Source organism: Streptomyces pseudoechinosporeus, from assembly GCF_054783935.1.
In genome coordinates this window covers 57,253-75,908 of the sequence record NZ_BAAGPS010000085.1, presented here as the reverse complement: position 1 = coordinate 75,908, position 18,656 = coordinate 57,253, and the positions used below count along the sequence as shown (strand labels likewise).

At 70.3% G+C, this 18,656-nt stretch carries 21 protein-coding genes; 7 read left to right on the top strand and 14 right to left on the bottom strand.

Annotated elements, in window-relative coordinates; translation table 11 throughout:
• Nucleotides 1-141 precede the first annotated feature (141 nt).
• Complete coding sequence (locus tag ACYVO6_RS45750) at nucleotides 142-699, top strand: snapalysin family zinc-dependent metalloprotease (protein WP_461072307.1); 558 nt, start codon at nucleotides 142-144, stop codon at nucleotides 697-699.
• Between the two features lie 29 nt (nucleotides 700-728).
• Here the strand turns inward: ACYVO6_RS45750 and ACYVO6_RS45745 are convergent, their stop codons facing one another.
• A complete protein-coding gene (locus ACYVO6_RS45745; protein WP_461072305.1) occupies nucleotides 729-2,063 on the bottom strand; it encodes a serine hydrolase domain-containing protein in 1,335 nt (444 codons plus the stop codon).
• On the opposite strand from ACYVO6_RS45745, the gene ACYVO6_RS45740 reads away from it, so the two are divergent.
• On the top strand, nucleotides 2,026-2,427 hold the full coding sequence (locus ACYVO6_RS45740; protein ID WP_461072303.1) for a DALR anticodon-binding domain-containing protein: 402 nt from the start codon (nucleotides 2,026-2,028) through the stop codon (nucleotides 2,425-2,427). The two genes, ACYVO6_RS45745 and ACYVO6_RS45740, sit on opposite strands and share 38 nt — an antisense overlap.
• Before the next feature lie 79 nt (nucleotides 2,428-2,506).
• Here ACYVO6_RS45740 and ACYVO6_RS45735 read toward each other — a convergent pair whose 3' ends face one another.
• Nucleotides 2,507-2,959 (bottom strand): peptidoglycan-binding domain-containing protein, encoded by a 453-nt coding sequence (locus tag ACYVO6_RS45735; protein ID WP_461072301.1) that lies wholly within the window; start codon nucleotides 2,957-2,959, stop codon nucleotides 2,507-2,509.
• Between the two features lie 309 nt (nucleotides 2,960-3,268).
• On the opposite strand from ACYVO6_RS45735, the gene ACYVO6_RS45730 reads away from it, so the two are divergent.
• Together ACYVO6_RS45730 and ACYVO6_RS45725 are read left to right on the top strand one after the other, a co-directional pair.
• The gene (locus ACYVO6_RS45730) at nucleotides 3,269-4,066 is read left to right on the top strand and encodes a peptidoglycan-binding protein (RefSeq protein ID WP_461072299.1); all 798 of its coding nucleotides are present in this window, start codon (nucleotides 3,269-3,271) and stop codon (nucleotides 4,064-4,066) included.
• A complete protein-coding gene (locus ACYVO6_RS45725) occupies nucleotides 4,063-4,929 on the top strand; it encodes a helix-turn-helix domain-containing protein (RefSeq protein ID WP_461072297.1) in 867 nt (288 codons plus the stop codon). The genes ACYVO6_RS45730 and ACYVO6_RS45725 overlap by 4 nt, the downstream gene beginning before the upstream one ends.
• 123 nt (nucleotides 4,930-5,052) lie before the next feature.
• On the opposite strand, the gene ACYVO6_RS45720 is transcribed toward ACYVO6_RS45725, so the two are convergent.
• Both ACYVO6_RS45720 and ACYVO6_RS45715 read right to left on the bottom strand, forming a co-directional pair.
• Nucleotides 5,053-5,466: a hypothetical protein gene (locus ACYVO6_RS45720; RefSeq protein WP_461072295.1), complete on the bottom strand. Its 414-nt coding sequence runs from the start codon at nucleotides 5,464-5,466 to the stop codon at nucleotides 5,053-5,055.
• Nucleotides 5,467-5,568: 102 nt separating this feature from the next.
• The gene (locus ACYVO6_RS45715; RefSeq protein ID WP_461072293.1) at nucleotides 5,569-6,726 is read right to left on the bottom strand and encodes an FAD-dependent monooxygenase; all 1,158 of its coding nucleotides are present in this window, start codon (nucleotides 6,724-6,726) and stop codon (nucleotides 5,569-5,571) included.
• Nucleotides 6,727-6,948: 222 nt separating this feature from the next.
• Here ACYVO6_RS45715 and ACYVO6_RS45710 point away from each other — a divergent pair, with 222 nt between their 5' ends.
• Entirely contained in the window at nucleotides 6,949-7,749 is an 801-nt protein-coding gene (locus tag ACYVO6_RS45710; RefSeq protein ID WP_461072291.1) for an SAM-dependent methyltransferase, read from the top strand.
• Between the two features lie 10 nt (nucleotides 7,750-7,759).
• Here ACYVO6_RS45710 and ACYVO6_RS45705 read toward each other — a convergent pair whose 3' ends face one another.
• The 5 genes from ACYVO6_RS45705 to ACYVO6_RS45685 form a co-directional block, all read right to left on the bottom strand.
• Nucleotides 7,760-8,035 carry an HNH endonuclease signature motif containing protein gene (locus ACYVO6_RS45705; protein ID WP_461072289.1) on the bottom strand — a complete coding sequence of 92 codons (276 nt, stop codon included), beginning with the start codon at nucleotides 8,033-8,035 and terminating at the stop codon, nucleotides 7,760-7,762.
• A 752-nt stretch (nucleotides 8,036-8,787) separates the two neighbouring features.
• On the bottom strand, nucleotides 8,788-9,552 hold the full coding sequence (locus ACYVO6_RS45700; RefSeq protein ID WP_461072287.1) for an alpha/beta fold hydrolase: 765 nt from the start codon (nucleotides 9,550-9,552) through the stop codon (nucleotides 8,788-8,790).
• Nucleotides 9,549-10,217: a HEAT repeat domain-containing protein gene (locus ACYVO6_RS45695; protein ID WP_461072285.1), complete on the bottom strand. Its 669-nt coding sequence runs from the start codon at nucleotides 10,215-10,217 to the stop codon at nucleotides 9,549-9,551. Before ACYVO6_RS45695 ends, ACYVO6_RS45700 begins: the two co-directional genes overlap by 4 nt.
• 203 nt (nucleotides 10,218-10,420) lie before the next feature.
• Nucleotides 10,421-10,840 carry an Hsp20/alpha crystallin family protein gene (locus ACYVO6_RS45690; RefSeq protein WP_461072341.1) on the bottom strand — a complete coding sequence of 140 codons (420 nt, stop codon included), beginning with the start codon at nucleotides 10,838-10,840 and terminating at the stop codon, nucleotides 10,421-10,423.
• A gap of 87 nt (nucleotides 10,841-10,927) precedes the next feature.
• A complete protein-coding gene (locus tag ACYVO6_RS45685) occupies nucleotides 10,928-11,932 on the bottom strand; it encodes a GlxA family transcriptional regulator (RefSeq protein ID WP_461072283.1) in 1,005 nt (334 codons plus the stop codon).
• A gap of 187 nt (nucleotides 11,933-12,119) precedes the next feature.
• On the opposite strand from ACYVO6_RS45685, the gene ACYVO6_RS45680 reads away from it, so the two are divergent.
• Nucleotides 12,120-12,668, top strand: a complete 549-nt coding sequence (locus tag ACYVO6_RS45680; RefSeq protein ID WP_461072281.1) for a DUF2269 family protein — start codon at nucleotides 12,120-12,122, stop codon at nucleotides 12,666-12,668.
• Nucleotides 12,669-12,688: 20 nt separating this feature from the next.
• On the opposite strand, the gene ACYVO6_RS45675 is transcribed toward ACYVO6_RS45680, so the two are convergent.
• From ACYVO6_RS45675 to ACYVO6_RS45665, 3 genes are all read right to left on the bottom strand, one after another.
• Nucleotides 12,689-13,048, bottom strand: coding sequence for a VOC family protein (locus ACYVO6_RS45675; RefSeq protein ID WP_461072279.1), 360 nt, complete (start codon nucleotides 13,046-13,048; stop codon nucleotides 12,689-12,691).
• A 35-nt stretch (nucleotides 13,049-13,083) separates the two neighbouring features.
• Nucleotides 13,084-13,566 carry a hypothetical protein gene (locus tag ACYVO6_RS45670; RefSeq protein WP_461072277.1) on the bottom strand — a complete coding sequence of 161 codons (483 nt, stop codon included), beginning with the start codon at nucleotides 13,564-13,566 and terminating at the stop codon, nucleotides 13,084-13,086.
• Nucleotides 13,567-13,699: 133 nt separating this feature from the next.
• On the bottom strand, nucleotides 13,700-15,076 hold the full coding sequence (locus tag ACYVO6_RS45665) for a DUF445 domain-containing protein (protein ID WP_461072275.1): 1,377 nt from the start codon (nucleotides 15,074-15,076) through the stop codon (nucleotides 13,700-13,702).
• Nucleotides 15,077-15,297: 221 nt separating this feature from the next.
• On the opposite strand from ACYVO6_RS45665, the gene ACYVO6_RS45660 reads away from it, so the two are divergent.
• Entirely contained in the window at nucleotides 15,298-16,632 is a 1,335-nt protein-coding gene (locus ACYVO6_RS45660) for an SGNH/GDSL hydrolase family protein (RefSeq protein WP_461072273.1), read from the top strand.
• 141 nt (nucleotides 16,633-16,773) lie between these two features.
• Here ACYVO6_RS45660 and ACYVO6_RS45655 read toward each other — a convergent pair whose 3' ends face one another.
• Nucleotides 16,774-17,655, bottom strand: coding sequence for a DUF1707 SHOCT-like domain-containing protein (locus tag ACYVO6_RS45655; protein ID WP_461072271.1), 882 nt, complete (start codon nucleotides 17,653-17,655; stop codon nucleotides 16,774-16,776).
• Nucleotides 17,656-17,665: 10 nt separating this feature from the next.
• Complete coding sequence (locus tag ACYVO6_RS45650) at nucleotides 17,666-18,655, bottom strand: ABC transporter ATP-binding protein (RefSeq protein ID WP_461072269.1); 990 nt, start codon at nucleotides 18,653-18,655, stop codon at nucleotides 17,666-17,668.
• Nucleotide 18,656 lies beyond the last annotated feature (1 nt).

Here is an 18,656-nt window from a genome sequence, read left to right as displayed (position 1 = left end):
TCCCTGACAACTCCAGAACCACCGTTCACTGGGCAGACCCAACGGCGGACGGGTTGGAAGGGGCGAGGGAGGGGCAGATGACGGGCAGCATGTCATGGACATGATGATGCTCGGCATCTCTCCCCCCACAGGAGGATCATCGTGACACTCAGAAACGCCGCGCGGGCGCTGATCACCATGCTCGTGGTGGCGCTGTCGTGGACCATCGGTCAGGCCACGGCCTCGGCCGCGTCTCCGGCGGCCACCGCCGCGGTCGTCTTGACGTACGACACGGAGGGGGCTGCGGAGTTCGTCGACGCAGTCCACAGCGGTGCAAAGGTCTGGAACGACAGCGTGGCCAACGTTCAACTGGAGCCGGCGGCCGCGAGCGACGAGGCCAACATCGAGATCCTCGCGGACGACGGCTGGCCGCGCGCCCAAACCACCAGCCTGGGCAACGGCACCGTCTGGATGGGGCGTCAGGCGGTGAACGAGGGCTACGACACCATCCGCATCGCCGCGCACGAACTCGGTCACATCCTCGGACTGCCCGACGTGAAACCGGGCCCGTGCAGCAGCCTCATGTCCGGTTCCTCGGCCGGGGTCGACTGCACCAACCCCACTCCGGACGCCGCCGAACGAGCCGCCGTCGAGGACAACTTCACCGCCGTCGGCAACAGCCCGGCGTACGCCTACGAGCCGCGGATGTACCGGGACTGACCGGTCTTTCCTCGCAGTTCCCAGCAGGTTCACAGCACTTCACAGTGCCCTGCCCCCTCGTGCCCGGTGTGCGACGGGGGCAGGGCACCGTGCGCGACGCTCGGTGGAACCCGGCCTGATCCGCCTGGCCGCGACCTCGGAACCTCGCACCCACGCGACGACGAACCGGCTGTTGCGGCCGAGTGCCGGCCCTCGCAGAGTGCCGTCTGGACGGCGGCCTTCATGTCGTCGCTCTGTGCGTCCGAAGCAGCCGGGCCGAGGTTCACCATGACCGTCGCCTGCCTGCCGTCGGCCGTGGCTCCGCCCGCCGTCTCGTACCCGAGGATGTCGCCGGTGTGCCCCCAGTAGAGGCCGCCGCAGGGCAGTGGCCTGCTCTCCAGGCCGAGGCCGTATGCCCGGCCGTCCGGGTTGCCGGTCGGCCGGGTCTTCGTCATTTCCCGGAGCTGGGCCGGGCGCAGCAGCTTGCCGCGTATGAGCGCGTCCAGGAACCGGTTGACGTCGCTGCCGCTGGAGATCATCTCGCCGGCCGCACCCGCGACCGAGGGGTTGATCGCGGTGATGTCCATGAGCGGCGCGTCCTCGCCCGGCCGCACGTACCCGCGCGGGTGCGGTCCGGGGATCGCCGAGGCGTCGCCCGGTACGTACGTCTCGTGCAGGCCGAGCGGCTTGATGATGCGCCGGCGGATCTCCTCGCCGTACGGGTGGCCGGTCACCTTCTCGATGATCATGCCGGCCAGCAGGTAGCCCGTACTGGAGTAGCGCCAGCCGGTGCCCGGCTCGAAGGTCGGAGGGTGGGCGAGCGCGATGTTCACGAGGTCACGGGTGTCGTGGTGGGCCAGCGGGTCCTTGAGGACCTCCTGCGGGCTGAGGTGGTCGAGGATGTCGGGCACGCCGCTGGTGTGCTGGAGCAGCTGACGGACGGTGATCCGCCGCCCGTCGTTACCGTGCCCTCGGACGACGCCGGGCAGGTAGCGCTCCACCGGCGCGTCGAGGACGGCGCGATGCTCTCCCACCAGCTGGAGCATGACCGTCGCCACGAACGGTTTGGTCATGCTGCCGATCCGGAACCTGCTGTCACGGCGCACCGGCGCATTGCTCTTCACGTCCGCGACACCGCTGGTCAGCACCGTGCTGCCGCGCCGGTCCCGCACTTCGACGAGCGCTCCGGGTCCGCCGTCGACCGTGGTCAGCCGGTGCAGGAGTTCGCGCAGCCGAGCGTGGTCGGCGGCGTTGGACTCAGCTGCGGTGACCGTGGCGGCGGCGTTCCGTTGCGGCACGTCGTTGTCCGTCGGCGCGCCCACCGCGACACCGACCGCCACGGCCAGCATGAGTACGCCACCCAGCGCACGCTTGTGCTTGATCACGTGTGCCCCCTTGAGCGTGAGAGTCGGCATGTCAGGAGTCGCGGTGTTCGCCGCATCACCCGTGAGAGCCAACGTGCCGTACCACGATGTCCGCAGAGTGCGAGCCGGCGCGATGGGGCGATCATCCGGATCAGTGGTGGGGTTAACCCCCTGCTGCGATGGAGCCGTTGCCGACAGCAGCGTGAGCGTTCTCATCGAACTCCGGTCACTTGCCCAGGCGTTGGAATCGGCCGACGAGTGCGAAAGCCACAAGGCCGAGACGCCCGAGCAGGTGGAGAACCGCCTGTTCCTGTGCGACGTCACGGCCCGCACGCTGCACCGGAACATGGCCCTGCTGGACATCCGGACGCCGGAGCGACTCTGAGCCGCGTCGAGACACGGCACGCGGCCCGCCCTCCCTGAGGGAGGGCGGGCCGCGGCGTGTGTGCGGTCGTCGGGTCAGCTCAGCAGGTGCTGAACCTCCCGGTGAACTCCCAGAACGCGGCCTTGGTCGCCGATCCGGCGATCCCGTCGACGTCAAGGTTGGCGCCCTGGAGGTTCAGGTAGCGCTGCAGCGCCTTGATCGTGTTGGGTCCGACGATTCCGTCGATGGAATCGTTGTAGTAGCCCAGGTCGTCGAACTTCCTCTGCGCTGCCTTCCAGCTGTTGGTGCCCAGCTGCCCGTCGATCGCGCCGGGGTTGTAACCCGTGTCGCGCAGCCAGCACTGCCAGTTCTTCGCATGGGCGGTGTTCAGCCCCAGGTTGACCACCGCGAGCGTGCCGACCTCGGCGCTCACCGCCTGCTGCTGGGCCGATGACGCGGGAGCCGCCATGGCCGTGCCCGCTGTCGCCAGGCCGCCGGCGGCGATCCCGACCGCGGTGGTGACACTGACGAGTGCCTTCGTGAGAGCTCGCATGCTGTTCTCCTCCGTTGACGTGCGATGGGCGGAGCCGACCGCACCGGCCGGCTCCGCAACGAGACTGCGGGTTCGGCGCGATGTCCGGCCACCGTTGGCGCAGAAGTGGCCTCATCCCGGGACGTCCCACTCGCTGACCTGCTAGGACGTCGCCCGCCGAGTCACTGTGGCGGGACGGCCGCGAGCGGGGATGGCCGACTTCTGCACGGGGGTGTGGTGGCCGCTCCGTGAGCGCCGTGACGGCTGAGGCAGAATGAGGCCGGGACACGGAGGGCCGGACCAACGGTCCCTGACGCGAGCGGGGGAAACATGTCGCGTTGGAAAGAGCTGCCTGCTGAACTGCATCCACACGTCCGCCAGTTGATCGTGGGATTGCGCAAACTGAAGGACCGCAGCGAACTGAGCACGCGTCAACTGGCCGCGAAGACCGGGTACAGCGCGAGGTCGTGGCAGCGGTATCTGAACGGCGGGTCACTGCCGCCCCGGGAGGCCGTCGAGGCGGTGGCCCGCATCGGCGGTGACGATCCGGCCCGGCTGCTGGTGCTGCACGAGATCGCCGCCCAACGCTGGGCGGAGGGACGGGTGGTCACCACCGACGCCCCCGAGAACCTCTCCGCGACACCGGCACACCCGCCCACGGAGCGGCAGCCGTACCGGCGTCACCTGCGCGCCGCGGTCACGGCGGGAGCCGTGGTCACGGCGCTGTCCGTCTCCGTGGCGCTGCTGCTGGCCGTGCGGCTCACCGAGGCCCGTGCCCAGCTCGCGCACGACCGCGGCGATGCTGTCGCGACGGCCCCGGCCACCGTGTCGGAGTCCCTGGTGCCGGTCATCTACACCTGTCGGCTGGAGCAGCGTGACGGCCGCTGGTACGCGGGCCTGAGCCGGACCACGGACATCCTCCTGTCCAACACCCAGGTGGGGCTCGAAGTGGCCGAGGCGCAGTGCCTGCTGCACCGGGCGGGCACTGCGCCAGGGGACATCGACGGCGTCTTCGGCCCGAAGACGCGGCGAGCGGTCGAGCGCATGCAGAAGCAGAACGGGCTGATCGTGAACGGAGTCATCGACCCGCCCACCTGGCAGGCCCTGCGGGAGGCGGCGCCGAAGTGACCGCGGAACACACCCGGCTGGCCGCGGCGCTGCGGGAGCTGCGGGCCGGTGCGGGGCTGAGCCTGGCGGCGCTGGCGGAGCGGACGGCGTACAGCAAGTCCTCGTGGGAGCGTTACCTCAACGGCAAGAGCCTGCCTCCTCGCCAGGCCGTACGGGAGCTGTGCCGGCTCGCGAACGAACCGGACGGGCGGCTGCTGGCCCTGTGGGAGATCGCCGAGTCGCACTGGAGCGGACGCGCGGTGGCCCCCGCACCCGACCCTCCCGCGGACGAGTCGCCGCGGCCACAACCTCAGGAGTCGCCGCCGCCCGCCGGGACCGGTCGGCGGCGACTCCGCAGGGGCAGGCTCCTGGTGGTGCTGGCGTCGGCGTACACCGTGATCGTCGGTGGTGCTGCGGCCCTGCTGTTCCTCCTGCTGCCGGACTCGGAGGCTCAGGAGGACGGACCGCCGCCGGCCTCCGTCCCGTTCTCCCTCGCTCCCGAATGCCACGGAGCCGCCTGCGAGGGCCGGGACCCGATGCGCCTGATCTGCGGCATCGGCCCCGACACCCTCGCCTCGTACCGCACGACCACCGGCGCCCACGTCGAGCTGCGCCACAGCAAGAAGTGCGGTGCGAGCTGGGCCCGGACCTGGGGGACCGAGATCGGCGACCGGGTGGACGTCACGGCAGGCGGCCCGACCCACAGCGTGCGCATCGGGAACAAGGACGACGCGGCAACCTTCATCTATACGGAGATGACCGAAGTCCGTCCCGGCAGCACCGTCCGGGCCTGCTTCCGGCCCGCGTCGGCCGACGGCGAACGGGAGTGCTTCGAGGCCCGCGTGGGCGGGACCGCCACCACGACCCAGCCGCCCTCCTCGTAGGGGGCCGGTGGCCTCGTTGAAGACGGCGAGGATGCGGGGGATAGTTACGGGGACCGTATCGACTGCCAACCACCTTCGAGCCCGGTCGGCTCATTGGCGCTTCCCAGTGGGCCACGCCTCGGCCTACGTCTGGATCCACCGCCTCAGCGCCTCGGCCGTGTCCTCCGGCGTCGTGTTGAAGCACAGCCGGATCCCGGGCGCCGCCTCGGTGAGGACGTTGACCAGCCGCTCGAACAGCAGGGTGTTCTCCGGCAGCATCCGTACGCCACCGCCGATCATCGCCACGCCGAACGCGTGCTCCTGGAGCTGCTCCCGGACGGTCTCCTCGGCGCGGTCCGGAGAGATGTCGATCAGGCACACAACGGCATCGAACCCCGCTTCGCGCAGCGCCGCGTTCGCCGCCTCGACCCGGGCAGTGAACACCGCCTCGTCGACACCGTCGGGCATCCGGCTGTAGTCGAGCACCCTCGGATGCAGCCCGATGGACAGTACCTTCGTGTCGCCCGGCAGCGGAGTCGAGGTCGTCGGTCGGCCCATGGGCGGTGCCCTCTCTGCTTGCGTCACGGTGATCTTCCCGGTGTATCACGGAAGTTGGGCAGAGGCACCGGATCCGCTCCGCCGGCTCAGCTCCTCGGACGGTCAGCCCAAGCCCGGCGGTGTCCAGTCCGCATGCCGCAGGACCGTGCGGATGGTCACGCGGGAAGGGGCCAGCCGGAGAGTCGTGTTGCGTGCGGCGACGGCCAGGGGATGTGTCAACTGCTGGCCCATCCGGCCGATTTGGCGGGCGGCGCGGGCGATGGACCGGCAGCGTGGGCGGCGCTCGGCGTCGTAGCGGGCCAGTGCCGATTCGACGGTGGGCTCGGTGGCGAGCGCGGCGGCCAGGACGACGGCGTCCTCCAGTGCCAGGCTGGTGCCCTGGCCGAGGTTCGGGGTCATGGCGTGGGCCGCGTCGCCGAGGAAGGCGATCCGGCCCGCGGTGAAGGTGGGCAGGGGTGTCACCAGCTCGTGGATGTCGTGGTGCAGGACCGCGTCGGGTCGGGTCGCGTCCAGCAGTGCGGGGATCGGATCGTGCCAGTCGCCGAAGCGGTGGCGCATCGCGGCGAGGCCGTCCGCGTGCCGTACGCCGGGGGGCGAATTGAGCACCGCGTGCCACTCGGCCCGGCCGTCGGCGAGCGTGATGTGACCGAACTCGGCGCCGTTCGCCCAGGTCAGTTCCAAGTCGTCGGCCAGGTCGACCGGATGGTCGGTGAGGGCGCGCAGCACGGTCGTCCCGCTGTAGGCCAGGCCGGGATGGCCGGGGAAGAGCTGGGCGCGCAGCCGGCTGCCCACTCCGTCGGAGGCCACGACCAGATCCGCCTCCAGGACGGCGTCGTCGAGGGGTATCCGCACCCGGCTCGGGTCGGAGCGGTCGACGGAGGCCACCTCGGTTCCCACGACCAGGCACTCGGACGGCAGTTCCGCCCGCAGCAGCCTGTGCAGCACAGCTCGGGTGACACCGAGGACCGGCGTGCCCAGCGCACGCTCCAGCGCGGCCCCGTCCATCCGGGCCAGCCAGCCGCCACCGGGGACGCGGGTGCCCCCGGTGTACTGAGGCCGGGCAGCCGCGCGCACCGCCTCGCCCACACCGAGGACGTCCAGGGCCCGAACGCCGTTGGCGTGCAGCGAAATACCCCCGCCCACGTCGGCGAGTACGGAGGCGCGTTCGACAACCGTCACCTCCCAGCCGACCAGGCGCAGGCCGATCGCCACAGCAAGCCCGCCGATGCCTCCGCCCACGACCACCGCGCTGCCACCCATACCGTCGGCCTCCCTCGTCCACCCCGCCGTGGTCCCACGTAATTCTGCCGGGTGGGCGGAGCGGCGCCGCGCCGCAGGTATCTGCCGGCGGGGCGACCCCACGCCCATGGCCGCGCCACCGACGCAAACAACTCCAGCCGTCCGAACGGAAGTTGATATGCAAAGCTGTCCTCAGCCGTGCGCGGACCACGGGGTCGTGGCGGTCGTCGAAAGGAGCACAGCGTGACACAGGACGGCGTCCGCGCCGGGAAGATCGATACCAGCAGGCCGCACCCTGCGCGGATCTACGACTACCTGCTGGGCGGCAAGGACAACTACGAGGTGGACCAGCAGGCCGGCGACGAACTCGCCGCTGCCGCGCCCGAAGTGTGGATCTCCGTGCGGGCCAACCGCGCCTTCCTGCAGCGCGCAGTCCGCCACGTTGTCAGCAGTGGCGTCCGGCAGATCCTCGACATCGGCACCGGGCTGCCCACCTCTCCGAACGTGCACGAGATCGCCCAGGACGTGGCCCCGGACGTGCGCGTCGCGTACGTCGACAACGACCCGATCGTGAAGGCACATGCCGACGCGCCGCTCAGCAGCTCCGGCGCGACCAGCATCGTGCTCGCCGACCTGCGCGACCCGCAGGCCATCGTGGACCACCCCGATATTCGCCGAATCATCGACTTCGACCAGCCGGTCGCCCTGCTCCTGGTCGCAATCATCCACTTCCTCACTGACACGGAGCAGCCGGAGCAGGTCGTCGCCACCCTGCGCGACGCGCTGCCGCCCGGCAGCTACCTGGTGCTCTCGCACGCCACAGGCGACTTCACCGCCAACCGCAGTGCAGCCCAGGCCGTCTACAACAAGGCCACGGCCAGCATGAACCTGCGGTCCCGCACCGAGGTCGAGCAGTTCTTCGACGGCTTCGAACTAGTCGAGCCCGGCCTGGCCCAGGTCCCGTTCTGGCGCCCGGACACCCCGCCGCCGACAGGATCCGACGAGATCGGCTTTTACGGAGGCGTGGCTCGCAAGACCGGCTGAACGCCGAGAGTCACTCGCGGTACACCGGTGGTGCGTTCGTGTACGTATGGCCCGTCGGGGCCGTCCACGTCGTGGCGCCGGTGTGGGGGTCGCGGGTCACCCGCCAGCCCGGGTGGTGGGTCTTGAGGCGGTGGTGGCGGCGGCACAGCGGCTGGAGGTTGTCCGGCACTGTCTGGCCGCCGCGCTCCGGGTGGGCGTGGTCGAAGGGCTCGATGTGGTCCAAGTCGCAGCGGTGGGCGGGCATTCGGCAGGTCGGGAAGGCGCAGTACTGGTCCCGGGCGAGCACCTGGCGGGCCGTATCCGCCGTCGACCCGGCCCCGCGGTGACAGCTGCTCGCAGTCGAGGTCGTCCAGCAGCGCGGCAGTCTGAGCAGACGGCTGCCGCTCGCGCAGCTCCGCCGCCCATACGTCCAGGGACTCGTCCACGGTCGCCACGGCCAACGCACTCACCCCCCGACTGGCGTTCAGCAGCACATCAACTCGCCCTCCCCATCAGCGAGTTGACTCCCTCCATTATCCCCCACGCAGCGTAATAACACCAGGTCAAACCCCAACTCAGCAGGACAAACCACCAAGCTGAACCGGCAGGCAGGCAAGCAAGACAACTCAAATGAGCACCCCGCGAACACTTACCACCGAACTGTTCGCGCGCCGAGCAACCACCCCCACCGACGGCCCCCTGCCCACTACCCACTGCCCGCAGCCCGCAGCCCGCAGCCGCCGAGCCCACCCGGCGTGCAGGCGAGACGCGACCGCGCCCCACCCACAACCCGCAGCCGCTAAGCCTTCCCGGCGTGCCGGCGAGACGCGTTCGCGCCCGTAAGCCGAGGCCCACCACCCAACCCACCCGAGCGCCGCCCCACCCGTGGACCCCCACCCCGCCGGACCGCCCGCTCGCTTCTCACCCGTGCTGGAGCGATCCGAGTCAAGGGTGTAGCGCAGCGTAATCGGCGAAGCCGACGCGACCGAAGGGAGCGCCCTTTACTCGGATCGCGGAAGCACGACACTGGCCAAGAAGCGGGCGGTCCCCACAGCACCTTCAAAACCCAGGCCCACGGTGGCCACCTCGCCGCCGTGCCAGAAAAGCCCGCACCGCTTCGTACAGCCGCTCCGGCTGGTCCAGGTGCACGTCATGCCCCGCGTCCTGGATGACCTCGGTCTCGGTCGTCGTCGACGTCGGGCGTCGGGTTCGCATCTCCGCCAGCTCCGACGCCGGCATCGTGCCCTGTGCGCCGCGTACGACAAAGGTGGGGCAGCGGACCTGTTCCCACTCGGCCCAGTACGAACGCTCGGTGAGCTCCGCCACCGCGGCCACCATCATGTCCCGGTCCGCGAAGGGCACCGGGGACTTGTCCAGCCAACTTCCTATCTCGGCCAGCAGGTTGGGGCTCGGGCCGGACGGACCCGCCTCGATCAGGATCAGGGTGTCGATGAGGTGCGGGTGGGCCGCCGCGGTGAGAAACGCCGTGTGGCCGCCCAGGGATTGGCCCACCAGCGTTACCGGGGGCAGGGACAGGTGCTCGATCACGGCCACCGCGTCCGCCACGCAGGACGCTCTCGTCATGTCCCGTGGGCGGTGCGTGCTGGCGGCGTGGCCTCGGGCGTCGTACCTCACCACCCTTTGGCCGTCCGCCAGGAGTCGCCCCGTCAGGTCGTCCCACTCCCCCATGTGACCTGCCAGGCCGTGGAGAAGGAGGAGTGGAGGTGACGGGCTTGACGGGCTGGGGCCGCCTTGGGTGTCGCTGTACGCGATGCGGGTGCCGTCCGGGGTCGTGACGTGGCCGGTGAGCGGGGTGGTTGTCATCGGTTGCGCCGACGCGGTCGGGGCGCCGTGCGGCGGTGGATGGGGCCACCAGGGGCGTACCAGCCGGCCTTCTTGCGGACCGTTGGGGACGGGTCCGTCTCGTGGGTGTAGGTGAGGGCTGCCGCTGCTTCGGGATGGGTGTGGACCCAGCGGCCCACCAGTTCCGCGGCCATGGTTCGTACGTGGGCGTCGGGGTCGTGGTGCAGCAGGCGGATGCCGCGTGGGAGGACCACGGCGCTGTCGGGGCGGCAGGCGTCCGTCTTGCAACGGTCGCAGGACAGTGCGTGCAGGGCGGCGTACCGGACCGGGGCGGCCGGGTCGTCGAGCATGGCGATCAGGTCGTCCAGGGCCTCCGTCACGAGGAGGTGGTCCAGCAGGTTGCAGCACTGCTCGCGTACGCGCGGGTGGGGGTGGCGCAGGCCCCGGCGGATCGCGGGTACGGCAGCGGGCCCGTGCCGCATCAGTTCGCGGAAGGCCTCGGGGCGGCGGGGCTCGCTGCCGAGAGCGTGGACCAGAGCGTCTGCCTGTACGTCTGGCAGGGCGTCAGGTCGTACGTCTGCCGAGGTTTCTGCCCCTACGTCAGCCCCTGCCTCTTCCCGTACGTCAGTCCGTACGTCCGCCCGCGCTTCCTTGGGCGAGTCCGTCGTCGGCATGCGCTCCCCCATCCGCTCGCTCCCTATCGAGCCCCATCGAGTCTGCGCCCGCGCTCTCGGCGTCAACAACTCATTTAGCGGGGAGCCAGCTCCGCTCGGCCGAACAACAGGGTGTACCCGGGCGGGAGTTGGCGCAGGATGCGGATGGGCTCCGCCCCGCGGGCGAACCCACGGGGCGGTACGGCACGGTGGCCGTCGCGTTCTGTCAGCTGCCGTCAGCTGCTCAGCTGCTTCTTGGATCCGCCGCCGGAGATCTGGATGCGGCGCGGCTTGGCCTGCTCGGCCACGGGGATGCGCAGCGTCAGGACGCCGGCCTCGTACGAGGCGTCGATGCGCTCCGTGTCGAGGGTTTCGCCGAGGAACAGCTGGCGGGTGAACGTACCGGTGGTGCGCTCGGCGACGACCACCTCGGCGCCCTCGGGGGCGGGGGAACGGCGTTCGGCGCGTACGTTCAGCACGTTCCGTTCGACGTCCAGGTCGATCGACTCGGGGTCGATGCCGGGGAGGTCGAAGTGGACGATGAAGTCGTCACCGGACCGGTAGGCGTCCATCGGCATCGCCGCGGGGCGTGCCGAGCTGAAGACCTGCTGCGCGAGCCGGTCGAACTCGCGGAAGGGGTCGGTGCGCATGAGCATCACGGGTCGCTCCTTTCGTGCGGTGCCTGGTGCGATGCCCTACGACTTCTTATATAACTCCATAGAGGAAAGTTGACAAGCCCCGACTCAGCCTGGCCCCTGTCTCCCTCCGACCTGCGGCTCCACGCCCCGGAACGCCCTCCGGTACGCCTGCGGACTCGTACCCACCACCCTCTTGAAGCGATCCCGGAACGCCGTCGGGGAGCCGAAACCCGCCTGTGTGGCGATCCGTTCGACGGGATGCGTGGTGTTCTCCAGCAGGTACTGGGCCCGGCGGACCCGCGCCCGGTGCAGCCACTGCAGCGGCGTCGTGCCGGTCTGTTCGCGGAAGCGGCGGTTGAGGGTACGGGCGCTGGTGCCCGCGTGGGCGGCGATGTCCTCGAGGGTCAGGTCGCGCTCGGCGTTCTCCTCCAGCCAGCGCAGCAGGGGTTCCATCGAGGCGCCGGCCGGGGCCGGAGGCTGCGCGTGGACGATGAACTGGGCCTGGCCGCCCTCCCGTTCGAGCGGCATGACCGAGAGGCGGGCCGCGTCCGCGGCGATGGCCGAGCCGTAGTCCTTGCGGATCATGTGCAGGCACATGTCGAGGGCGGCGGCGGAGCCCGCCGAGGTGAGGAACTGGCCGTTGTCCACGTACAGGACGTTGGCGTCGACCTCCACGTCCGGGTACATGTCCGCCAGATACGGGGCGGCTATCCAGTGGGTGGTCGCCCGCAGCCCGTCCAGGAGGCCGGTCGCGGCGAGGATGAACGCGCCCACGCAGACGGAGGCGATACGGGTGCCGTTCGCGGCGGCCTCGCGCAGCGCCTCCCGTACGCCGGGCGGCAGCGGGACGGTGGGGTCGGCGATGCCGGGCAGGATGATCGTGTCGGCCCCGGCCAGCCCCTCAAGGCCGTACGGCGCCCGCACCGTGAACGAGACCGCGTCCGCCGACCCCGCCAACGAGACCGCACTCACCTCCTCCTGAGGCGCACAGACCCGCACCCGGTAGGCGTCACGGCCGTCGGGCAGCCGGGCGCCCGAGAACGTGTCTATCGGGGCGGAGAGGTCGAAGGGGATGACCTGGTCGAGGGCGAGTACGGCCATGGTGTGCATGGCGAAAGGGTAGGCAGGGCACGGGAATTGGCCAATGGGGGGTGCACTGGTCAAGAGGCGGAAAGGGGTGCGGAGGCGGTACGAAACCGGCTGTGACGAGCTGTGCCCGAGCCCGTGGCGAGAATCCGTTGCCCCTTGGCAATACCGCCACTTCTCGATGATCCCGTACGCCGCCTACCGTCCCTCCGTGACCAAGTTCCTTCTCAGCGTCCACGTCATCGCCGCGATCCTCGCCATCGGGCCCGTCACCGTGGCCGCCAGCATGTTCCCGCCCAGCGCGCGCCGGGCACTCGCCGAGCCGGGCGACTCGCAGGCGCTGGAGACCGTACGTATGCTGCACCGGATCTGCCGGGTGTACGCCACTGTCGGCGTCGTCGTCCCGGTCTTCGGCTTCGCCACGGCCGGCGCCATGGGCGTACTGGGCGATGCCTGGCTGATCGTCTCGATCGCCCTCACCGGGCTCGCGGCCACTGTCCTCATCGCCGTGGTCCTGCCGCGACAGACGGCGCTCCTCGAAACGGCGGAAGCGGCGGAGGCGGGCGCGGCCGACACGGACACGAGCACCGAGGCGGCCGGGGGCAACCAGAACACCGACAACACGTCCGGGGCCACCAAAACGGCCCCGGACACCCGCACCACCGCTCAACTCGCCATGTCCACCGGCATCTTCAACCTGCTCTGGGTGACCGTCACGATCCTGATGATCGTCCGCCCGGGCTCCACCACGGGTGCCTGACCCGGCTACCGGCTACCGGCTCAGCCGCGGTGCGTGAGCACGTTCACGACGCGCCCGTTCGGGTCCCGTACGAAGAAGCGCCGTACGCCCCACTCCTCGTCCCGGAGATCTCGTACGATCTCGGCCCCCGACGCGAGTACCTCGGCATACACCGCGTCGACGTCCTCGACCTCGACGCTCAGGTCGGGGACGACCGGCGCGGTGCGCTCCTCGGTGATGAAGATGAGCTGCGCGGTGGGGTTGGAGGGAGAGGCGAGGGTCATGACCCAGCCGAGGTTCATGACCTCCTCGAGCCCCAACCGGCCGTAGAAATCACGGCTTTGGGCCATCGACTCCTCGGAGTCGGTCTGGAAGTCGGGGATGATCCTACGGACAGTCATCGGCCTTGATCAGCTCCTTCTCGCGAGCGGGCGTCCTAGCGATGGGCGACCATCAAGCCGTCCATCGAGTCCGAGTCTTCCCCGTCCGGCCGGCAGTTGCGCGCGACCGTTGCCGCGACCAGTACCCAGGCGGCGATCACCAGCGTGAAGAAGCCCCAGGCCAGGGGCCAGGCCGAGGCGTCCTGTTCGGGGTGGGTCCGGAAGGAGGCGAGCATGAGGGCCGCCGGGGGCACCGCCACCAGGAGGACGGGCCAGGCGAAGGCGTCGCGGTAGCCGAAGTAGGCGGCCAGGAGGAGCAGGGTGACGGCCAGGAGGGCGACACCGAGGCCCGTCACCGGGGTCGTCTCGCTGGTGGAGCCCGGTGATTCGGTGCGGTTTCGCAGGTCCCAGGGCATGAACAGGAGGTAGGCCGCCGCGGTCAGGGCGGCGCCCAGGATGCGGGTCAGCCAGCGTTCCGCCAGGGGGCGCTTCGACAGGGGTGCCAGCAGCTTCTCGGTCTTCTCTGTCATGTCGGTCATGGGTTCGAGGGTTCCCTGCCGCGCGGGCGGTCGACAGAGTACGCGTACTCAGGTGTGCCTAGGCATCGCGGCCGGTCCCCGGGCCATCACGGTCGCGCTCACCATCGCCGTCAGCAGGCGGTACCAGCGCCCGTTACGCCCCCAGCGCCCGCGACACCGTGTAGATGACCAGCCCCGCCAGCGAGCCCACCACCGTGCCGTTGATGCGGATGAACTGCAGGTCGCGGCCGATGTGCGCCTCGATCTTCCTGGTGGTGTGCTCGGGGTCCCAGCCCGCGACGGTGTCCGTGATGAGGGAGGTGATCTCGTCCCGGTACGTCGTCACCACGTACACCGCCGCGTCCTCGACCCAGCCGTCGATCTTCGACTGGAGGTTCGGCTCGGTGGACATCCGCCGGCCGAGCGACAGCAGCGAGGCCCTTACACGCAGCCGCAGTTCGCTGCGCTCGTCCTCGGCGGCGGACACGATCATCTGCCGTACGGAGGACCAGGCCGAGGCGATGATGTCCTGCACCTCGCCCCGGCCGAGGACCTCACGCTTGAGGTTCTCCACACGTCCACGGGTGTCGGTGTCGGACTGCAGGTCGGCGGCGAAGTCGGTGAGGAAGCGGTCGAGGGCGCCACGGGCCGGGTGGGCGGGCATGTCGCGCATCTCGGTGACGAAGCGCAGCAGTTCCTTGTAGACGCGCTCGCCGACTCGCTTGTCGACGAACCGAGGGGTCCAGCCGGGAGCGCCGCCCTGCACGGCGTCCATCACCTGGTCGTTGTGCAGGACCAGCCAGTCGTGGGCGCGTACGCAGATCAGGTCGACGGCCCGCCGGTGGCCGCCGTCCGCGACGACGCCCTCCAGCATTTTCCCGATGCGCGGGGCGATCTCCGCCGAGTCGGCCCGCCGGTTGATGGCCTCCCCGACGATGGCCTGCACATCGGAGTCGCGCAACACGGCGAGGGCGCCCCGCAGCGCGGTGGACAGTTCCGCGGTGACCCGGTCGGCGTGCTCCGGGTCGGCGAGCCAGACGCCGAGGCGGCTGCCGATGCCGACGGCGCGCAGACGCCCACGTACGACCTCGTGCGACAGGAAGTTCTCGCCGACGAACTCGCCCAGGGAGACGCCCAGTTGGTCCTTCTTGGTCGGGATGATCGCGGTGTGCGGGATGGGCAGGCCGAGGGGATGGCGGAACAGGGCGGTGACGGCGAACCAGTCGGCGAGCGCGCCCACCATGCCCGCCTCGGCCGCCGCCGCGACATACCCGGCCCAGGCACCCGCGCCCGCGTGGGACGCCCACTTGGCGAGTACGTAGATGACGGCGACCAGGAGCAACAGACCGGTGGCCGTGATCTTCATCCGGCGGACGCCTCGGCGCTTCTCCTCGTCGGCGGCGCTGTAGTAGCCCATGGCCCGGTTGCTGGTCCGGTTACTGGCGCGGACCGGCGGGGCACTTGCTCCTGTGAGCTCGGCGTGCTCGGCGCGCTCAGCGTGCTCGGCTTCATCCGCTTTCGTACGTTCCATCCACTCCACCCGTTCGCAGGACCCGTACCCATTGTCCCTTTCCCGCCGCCATCCCCCTTCCTGACCGACTCCTGGAACGCAACAGGAGTTCCCGGCGTCTGTCCGTTCGGGGGTTCGAGACGGGAACGGGGGGCCTGCCGGATTCCTTCCGCGCCATGCCTCATCATGAGGTCATCACATCGGAGCCCTGGGCTCCCACTGCTCTAGGAGACCTGCACCGCATGACCAAGCGTCACGGTTATGCCCTGCTGTCGGCGATCATCGCCATGATCGTGGCCGTTTCCGCGGCCATATACGTCGGGGTCGGCTTCGACAACGGCGCCGCCCGGGACACGATGGCGGGCGGCCGGGGCCCACACAACAACCCGGCGGCTCCCGCGTCCGCCGGCGTCTGGGTCGGCGCCTGGTCGACATCCCCGGCCGGTGCCGAACCGGGCACCGAGACGAACGGCATGGCGGGCCGTTCCGTACGCAATGTCGTACACGCGGGCGTGGGGGGCACCGCGGCGCGCGTCACCCTGTCGAACCTGTACGGGCAGCAGCCGCTCAGCATCACGCACGCCTCGATCGCCGTGGCGGCCACCGCGAACAACGCCGCCGCTGCCGCCGACACCATGCGCCGGCTGACCTTCGGCGGCAACCCCTCGGTGATCGTCCCGCCCGGTCAGCAGGTGGTCAGCGATGCCGCACGGCTGCTGATCCCGCACGACACGGACATCCTGGTGACCACGTACTCCCCCACACCGTCCGGTCCGGTCACCTACCACCCGACGGCGCGGCAGATCTCGTACACCGCTCAGGGCGACCGCACGGAGGACGTGACCGGGGTTCCGTACACCGGACAGACCCAAGTCTGGCGCTATCTGACGGCGGTGGACGTGCTGAGCAACGAGTCCGAGGGCACGGTCGTCGTGATCGGCGACTCGCTCACCGACGGCGTGACCGCCGGCATGGGCGAGAACCGGCGCTGGACCGACGCCCTCGCCGACCGGCTGCGCGACCGCGCCCGGGGCGGCTCGGACGGGCCCCGCTACAGCGTCGTCAACCAGGGCATCAGCGGAAACCGCCTGCTGGCCGGCGGCGGAGGCCGCCCCGCCGGGAACCCGAGCGGACTGAACCGCTTCGACCGTGACGTCCTCGGCCGCACCAACGTCAAGGCCGTCGTCATCGCCCTCGGCGTCAACGACATCCTGCGCACCCCGCACCAGACCGACCCCGACAAGATCACCGCCGGACTGCGCGAGCTGACGGAGCAGGCCCACGACCGCGGACTGCGGGTCATCGGCGCGACCCTCATGCCGTTCCAGGGCCACCGCGGCTACCGCCCCCACCTCGAAGCCACCCGCCAGGCCGTCAACGCCCAGATCCGCTCGGGCGACGTCTTCGACGACTACGTCGACTTCGACAAGGCACTCCGCGACCCGTACAACCCGCGCCGCCTCAACCCCCTGTACGACTCGGGGGACCATCTGCACCCGAGCGACCGGGGATACGAGGAGATGGCGGAGACGTTTGACCTGGACATGCTTAAGGGGGCGGCTCCGGCGGAGCTGTGAGCGCCCCGTCAGGGGCGCGGGGCTGTGTCAATTTGCGGCTCCGCCGCGATGGGGGTCCCCCCGCTCGAGCGAATTCGAGAGTGGGGGAGCGACCAGCCACGACGGCGCCGCAGCCGACATACCGCCTTCCCGGCCGAGCTCTTAGTCCCGATCGCGGCGCCTCTCGTCACGCTCCTCGTGACGAGCCCGGCGCCGCTCCTCCCGATGCTCCCGCATCAACTCCCGGTGCTGCTCCATCGCATCACGGTGGACGGACCGGGCCTGGTCCAGCGCGTCCCGGGTAGCGGAGCTGCCCTGGTCGAGCGCGTCCCGGTAGGCGGAGCCGCCCAGCTCCTCTTGCCGAGCAGCCTTCCGCTCAAGCTTCTCCTGACGCCGCTGCTCCTTGATCCGCAACCGCTCCGCCCTGGTCAGCTTCCGCTCGACACCGACGCCGCCCCAGAAGGCGAAGCCCGTGACGATCACCCGCGGCGCCCCGGGATCCCCCCGTACACCCTCCTCACGATGATCGAAGCCACCCATGATGCCGAGCCCGCGCACGACGACCTCGACGCCGGGCGGCACGACGACCTGCACGCCACCCATGATCGCCACGCAGTTGATGACGACCTCACGGTCCGCGAAGTCCGCCTCGCGCAGATCGATCGTGCCGCCGCCCCAGAACGCGAACGCGTTGAACCGCTTCGGCACGGTCCAGCGCCCCTTGCGCTCGAACCCCGACATGATCGCGACACCCCACTGCGACGAACCCTCACCCCCGACGATCCGCCCCGCCCAGTCACCCGACCCGGACCCGGCGGGCTCCTTGACCATCGACACAGGAGAAGGCGGCGTCACTCCGGCGGCGGGCAGATCGCGCGTGATCGGCGCGAGTTCCCCGTACGTACGGGCCTTGTACGTCGCGTCGAGCCGTTCCTCGAACTCCTCCAGGTCGAGGCGGCCCTCCGCGACGGCCTCCCTGAGCACTTCGGCGACTCGTTCACGGTCGGCGTCGGACGCCCGCAATTCGGGGAGCTCTTCGGTCATATACGGAAGCCTACGAGGTTGCCTTCTCCGCGTACATGCGGCTGATGACGGCCTCGATGTCCGGTTCCCGCACCGAGAGGTCCACCAGCGGATACTCGGCGGCGATCCGCGCGACGAGCGGCGCCGCCGACTGAGCGGCCGGGAAGGCGAGCCACTGCCGCGGCCCCTCGACCTTCACCACGCGCGCCAGCTCGACCTCGATGGGCGGCAGTTCGCGCTCCAGGTCCACCACCAGGGTGCGCTCGCTGTCGCCGATCTCGTGCAGCCCGGTGAGCGGGCCGTCGTACATCATGCGCCCGTGGTCGATGACCATCACCCGCGAGCACAGCTGCTCGATGTCCTGCAGGTCGTGCGTGGTCAGCAGCACCGTCGTGCCGCGCTCGGTGTTCACCTCCCGCAGGAACTCCCGGACATTCGCCTTGGAGACCACGTCCAGGCCGATCGTCGGCTCGTCGAGGTAGAGCACCTCCGGATCGTGCAGCAGCGCCGCCGCGATGTCCCCGCGCATCCGCTGCCCGAGGGAGAGCTGCCGCACCGGGACGTCCAACAACGCGCCCAGATCGAGGAGTTCGACGAGACGGTCGAGGTTCTCGCGATAACGGCCGTCCGGGATGCGGTACATGCGGTGCATCAGCTTGTACGAGTCGATCAGCGGAAGGTCCCACCACAGCGTCGTACGCTGCCCGAACACCACCCCGATGCGGTGCGCCAGCCGCGTCCGCTCGCGGGACGGATCGATGCCGGCGACGCGCAGCCGGCCCCCGCTCGGCGTGAGGATCCCCGTCAGCATCTTGATCGTCGTCGACTTCCCCGCGCCGTTCGGCCCGATGTAGCCGACCATCTCCCCACGCGCCACGGTGAAGGAGATCGAGTCGACCGCCCGTACCTCGTGCCGCTCCCGGCGCAGGAAGCCGGTCTTCTTGCGTACGTCGAAGACCTTCTCGACGCGATCGAGCTCGATGAAACCGTCGGCCACAACACCCGTCACACCGTCTGTCACT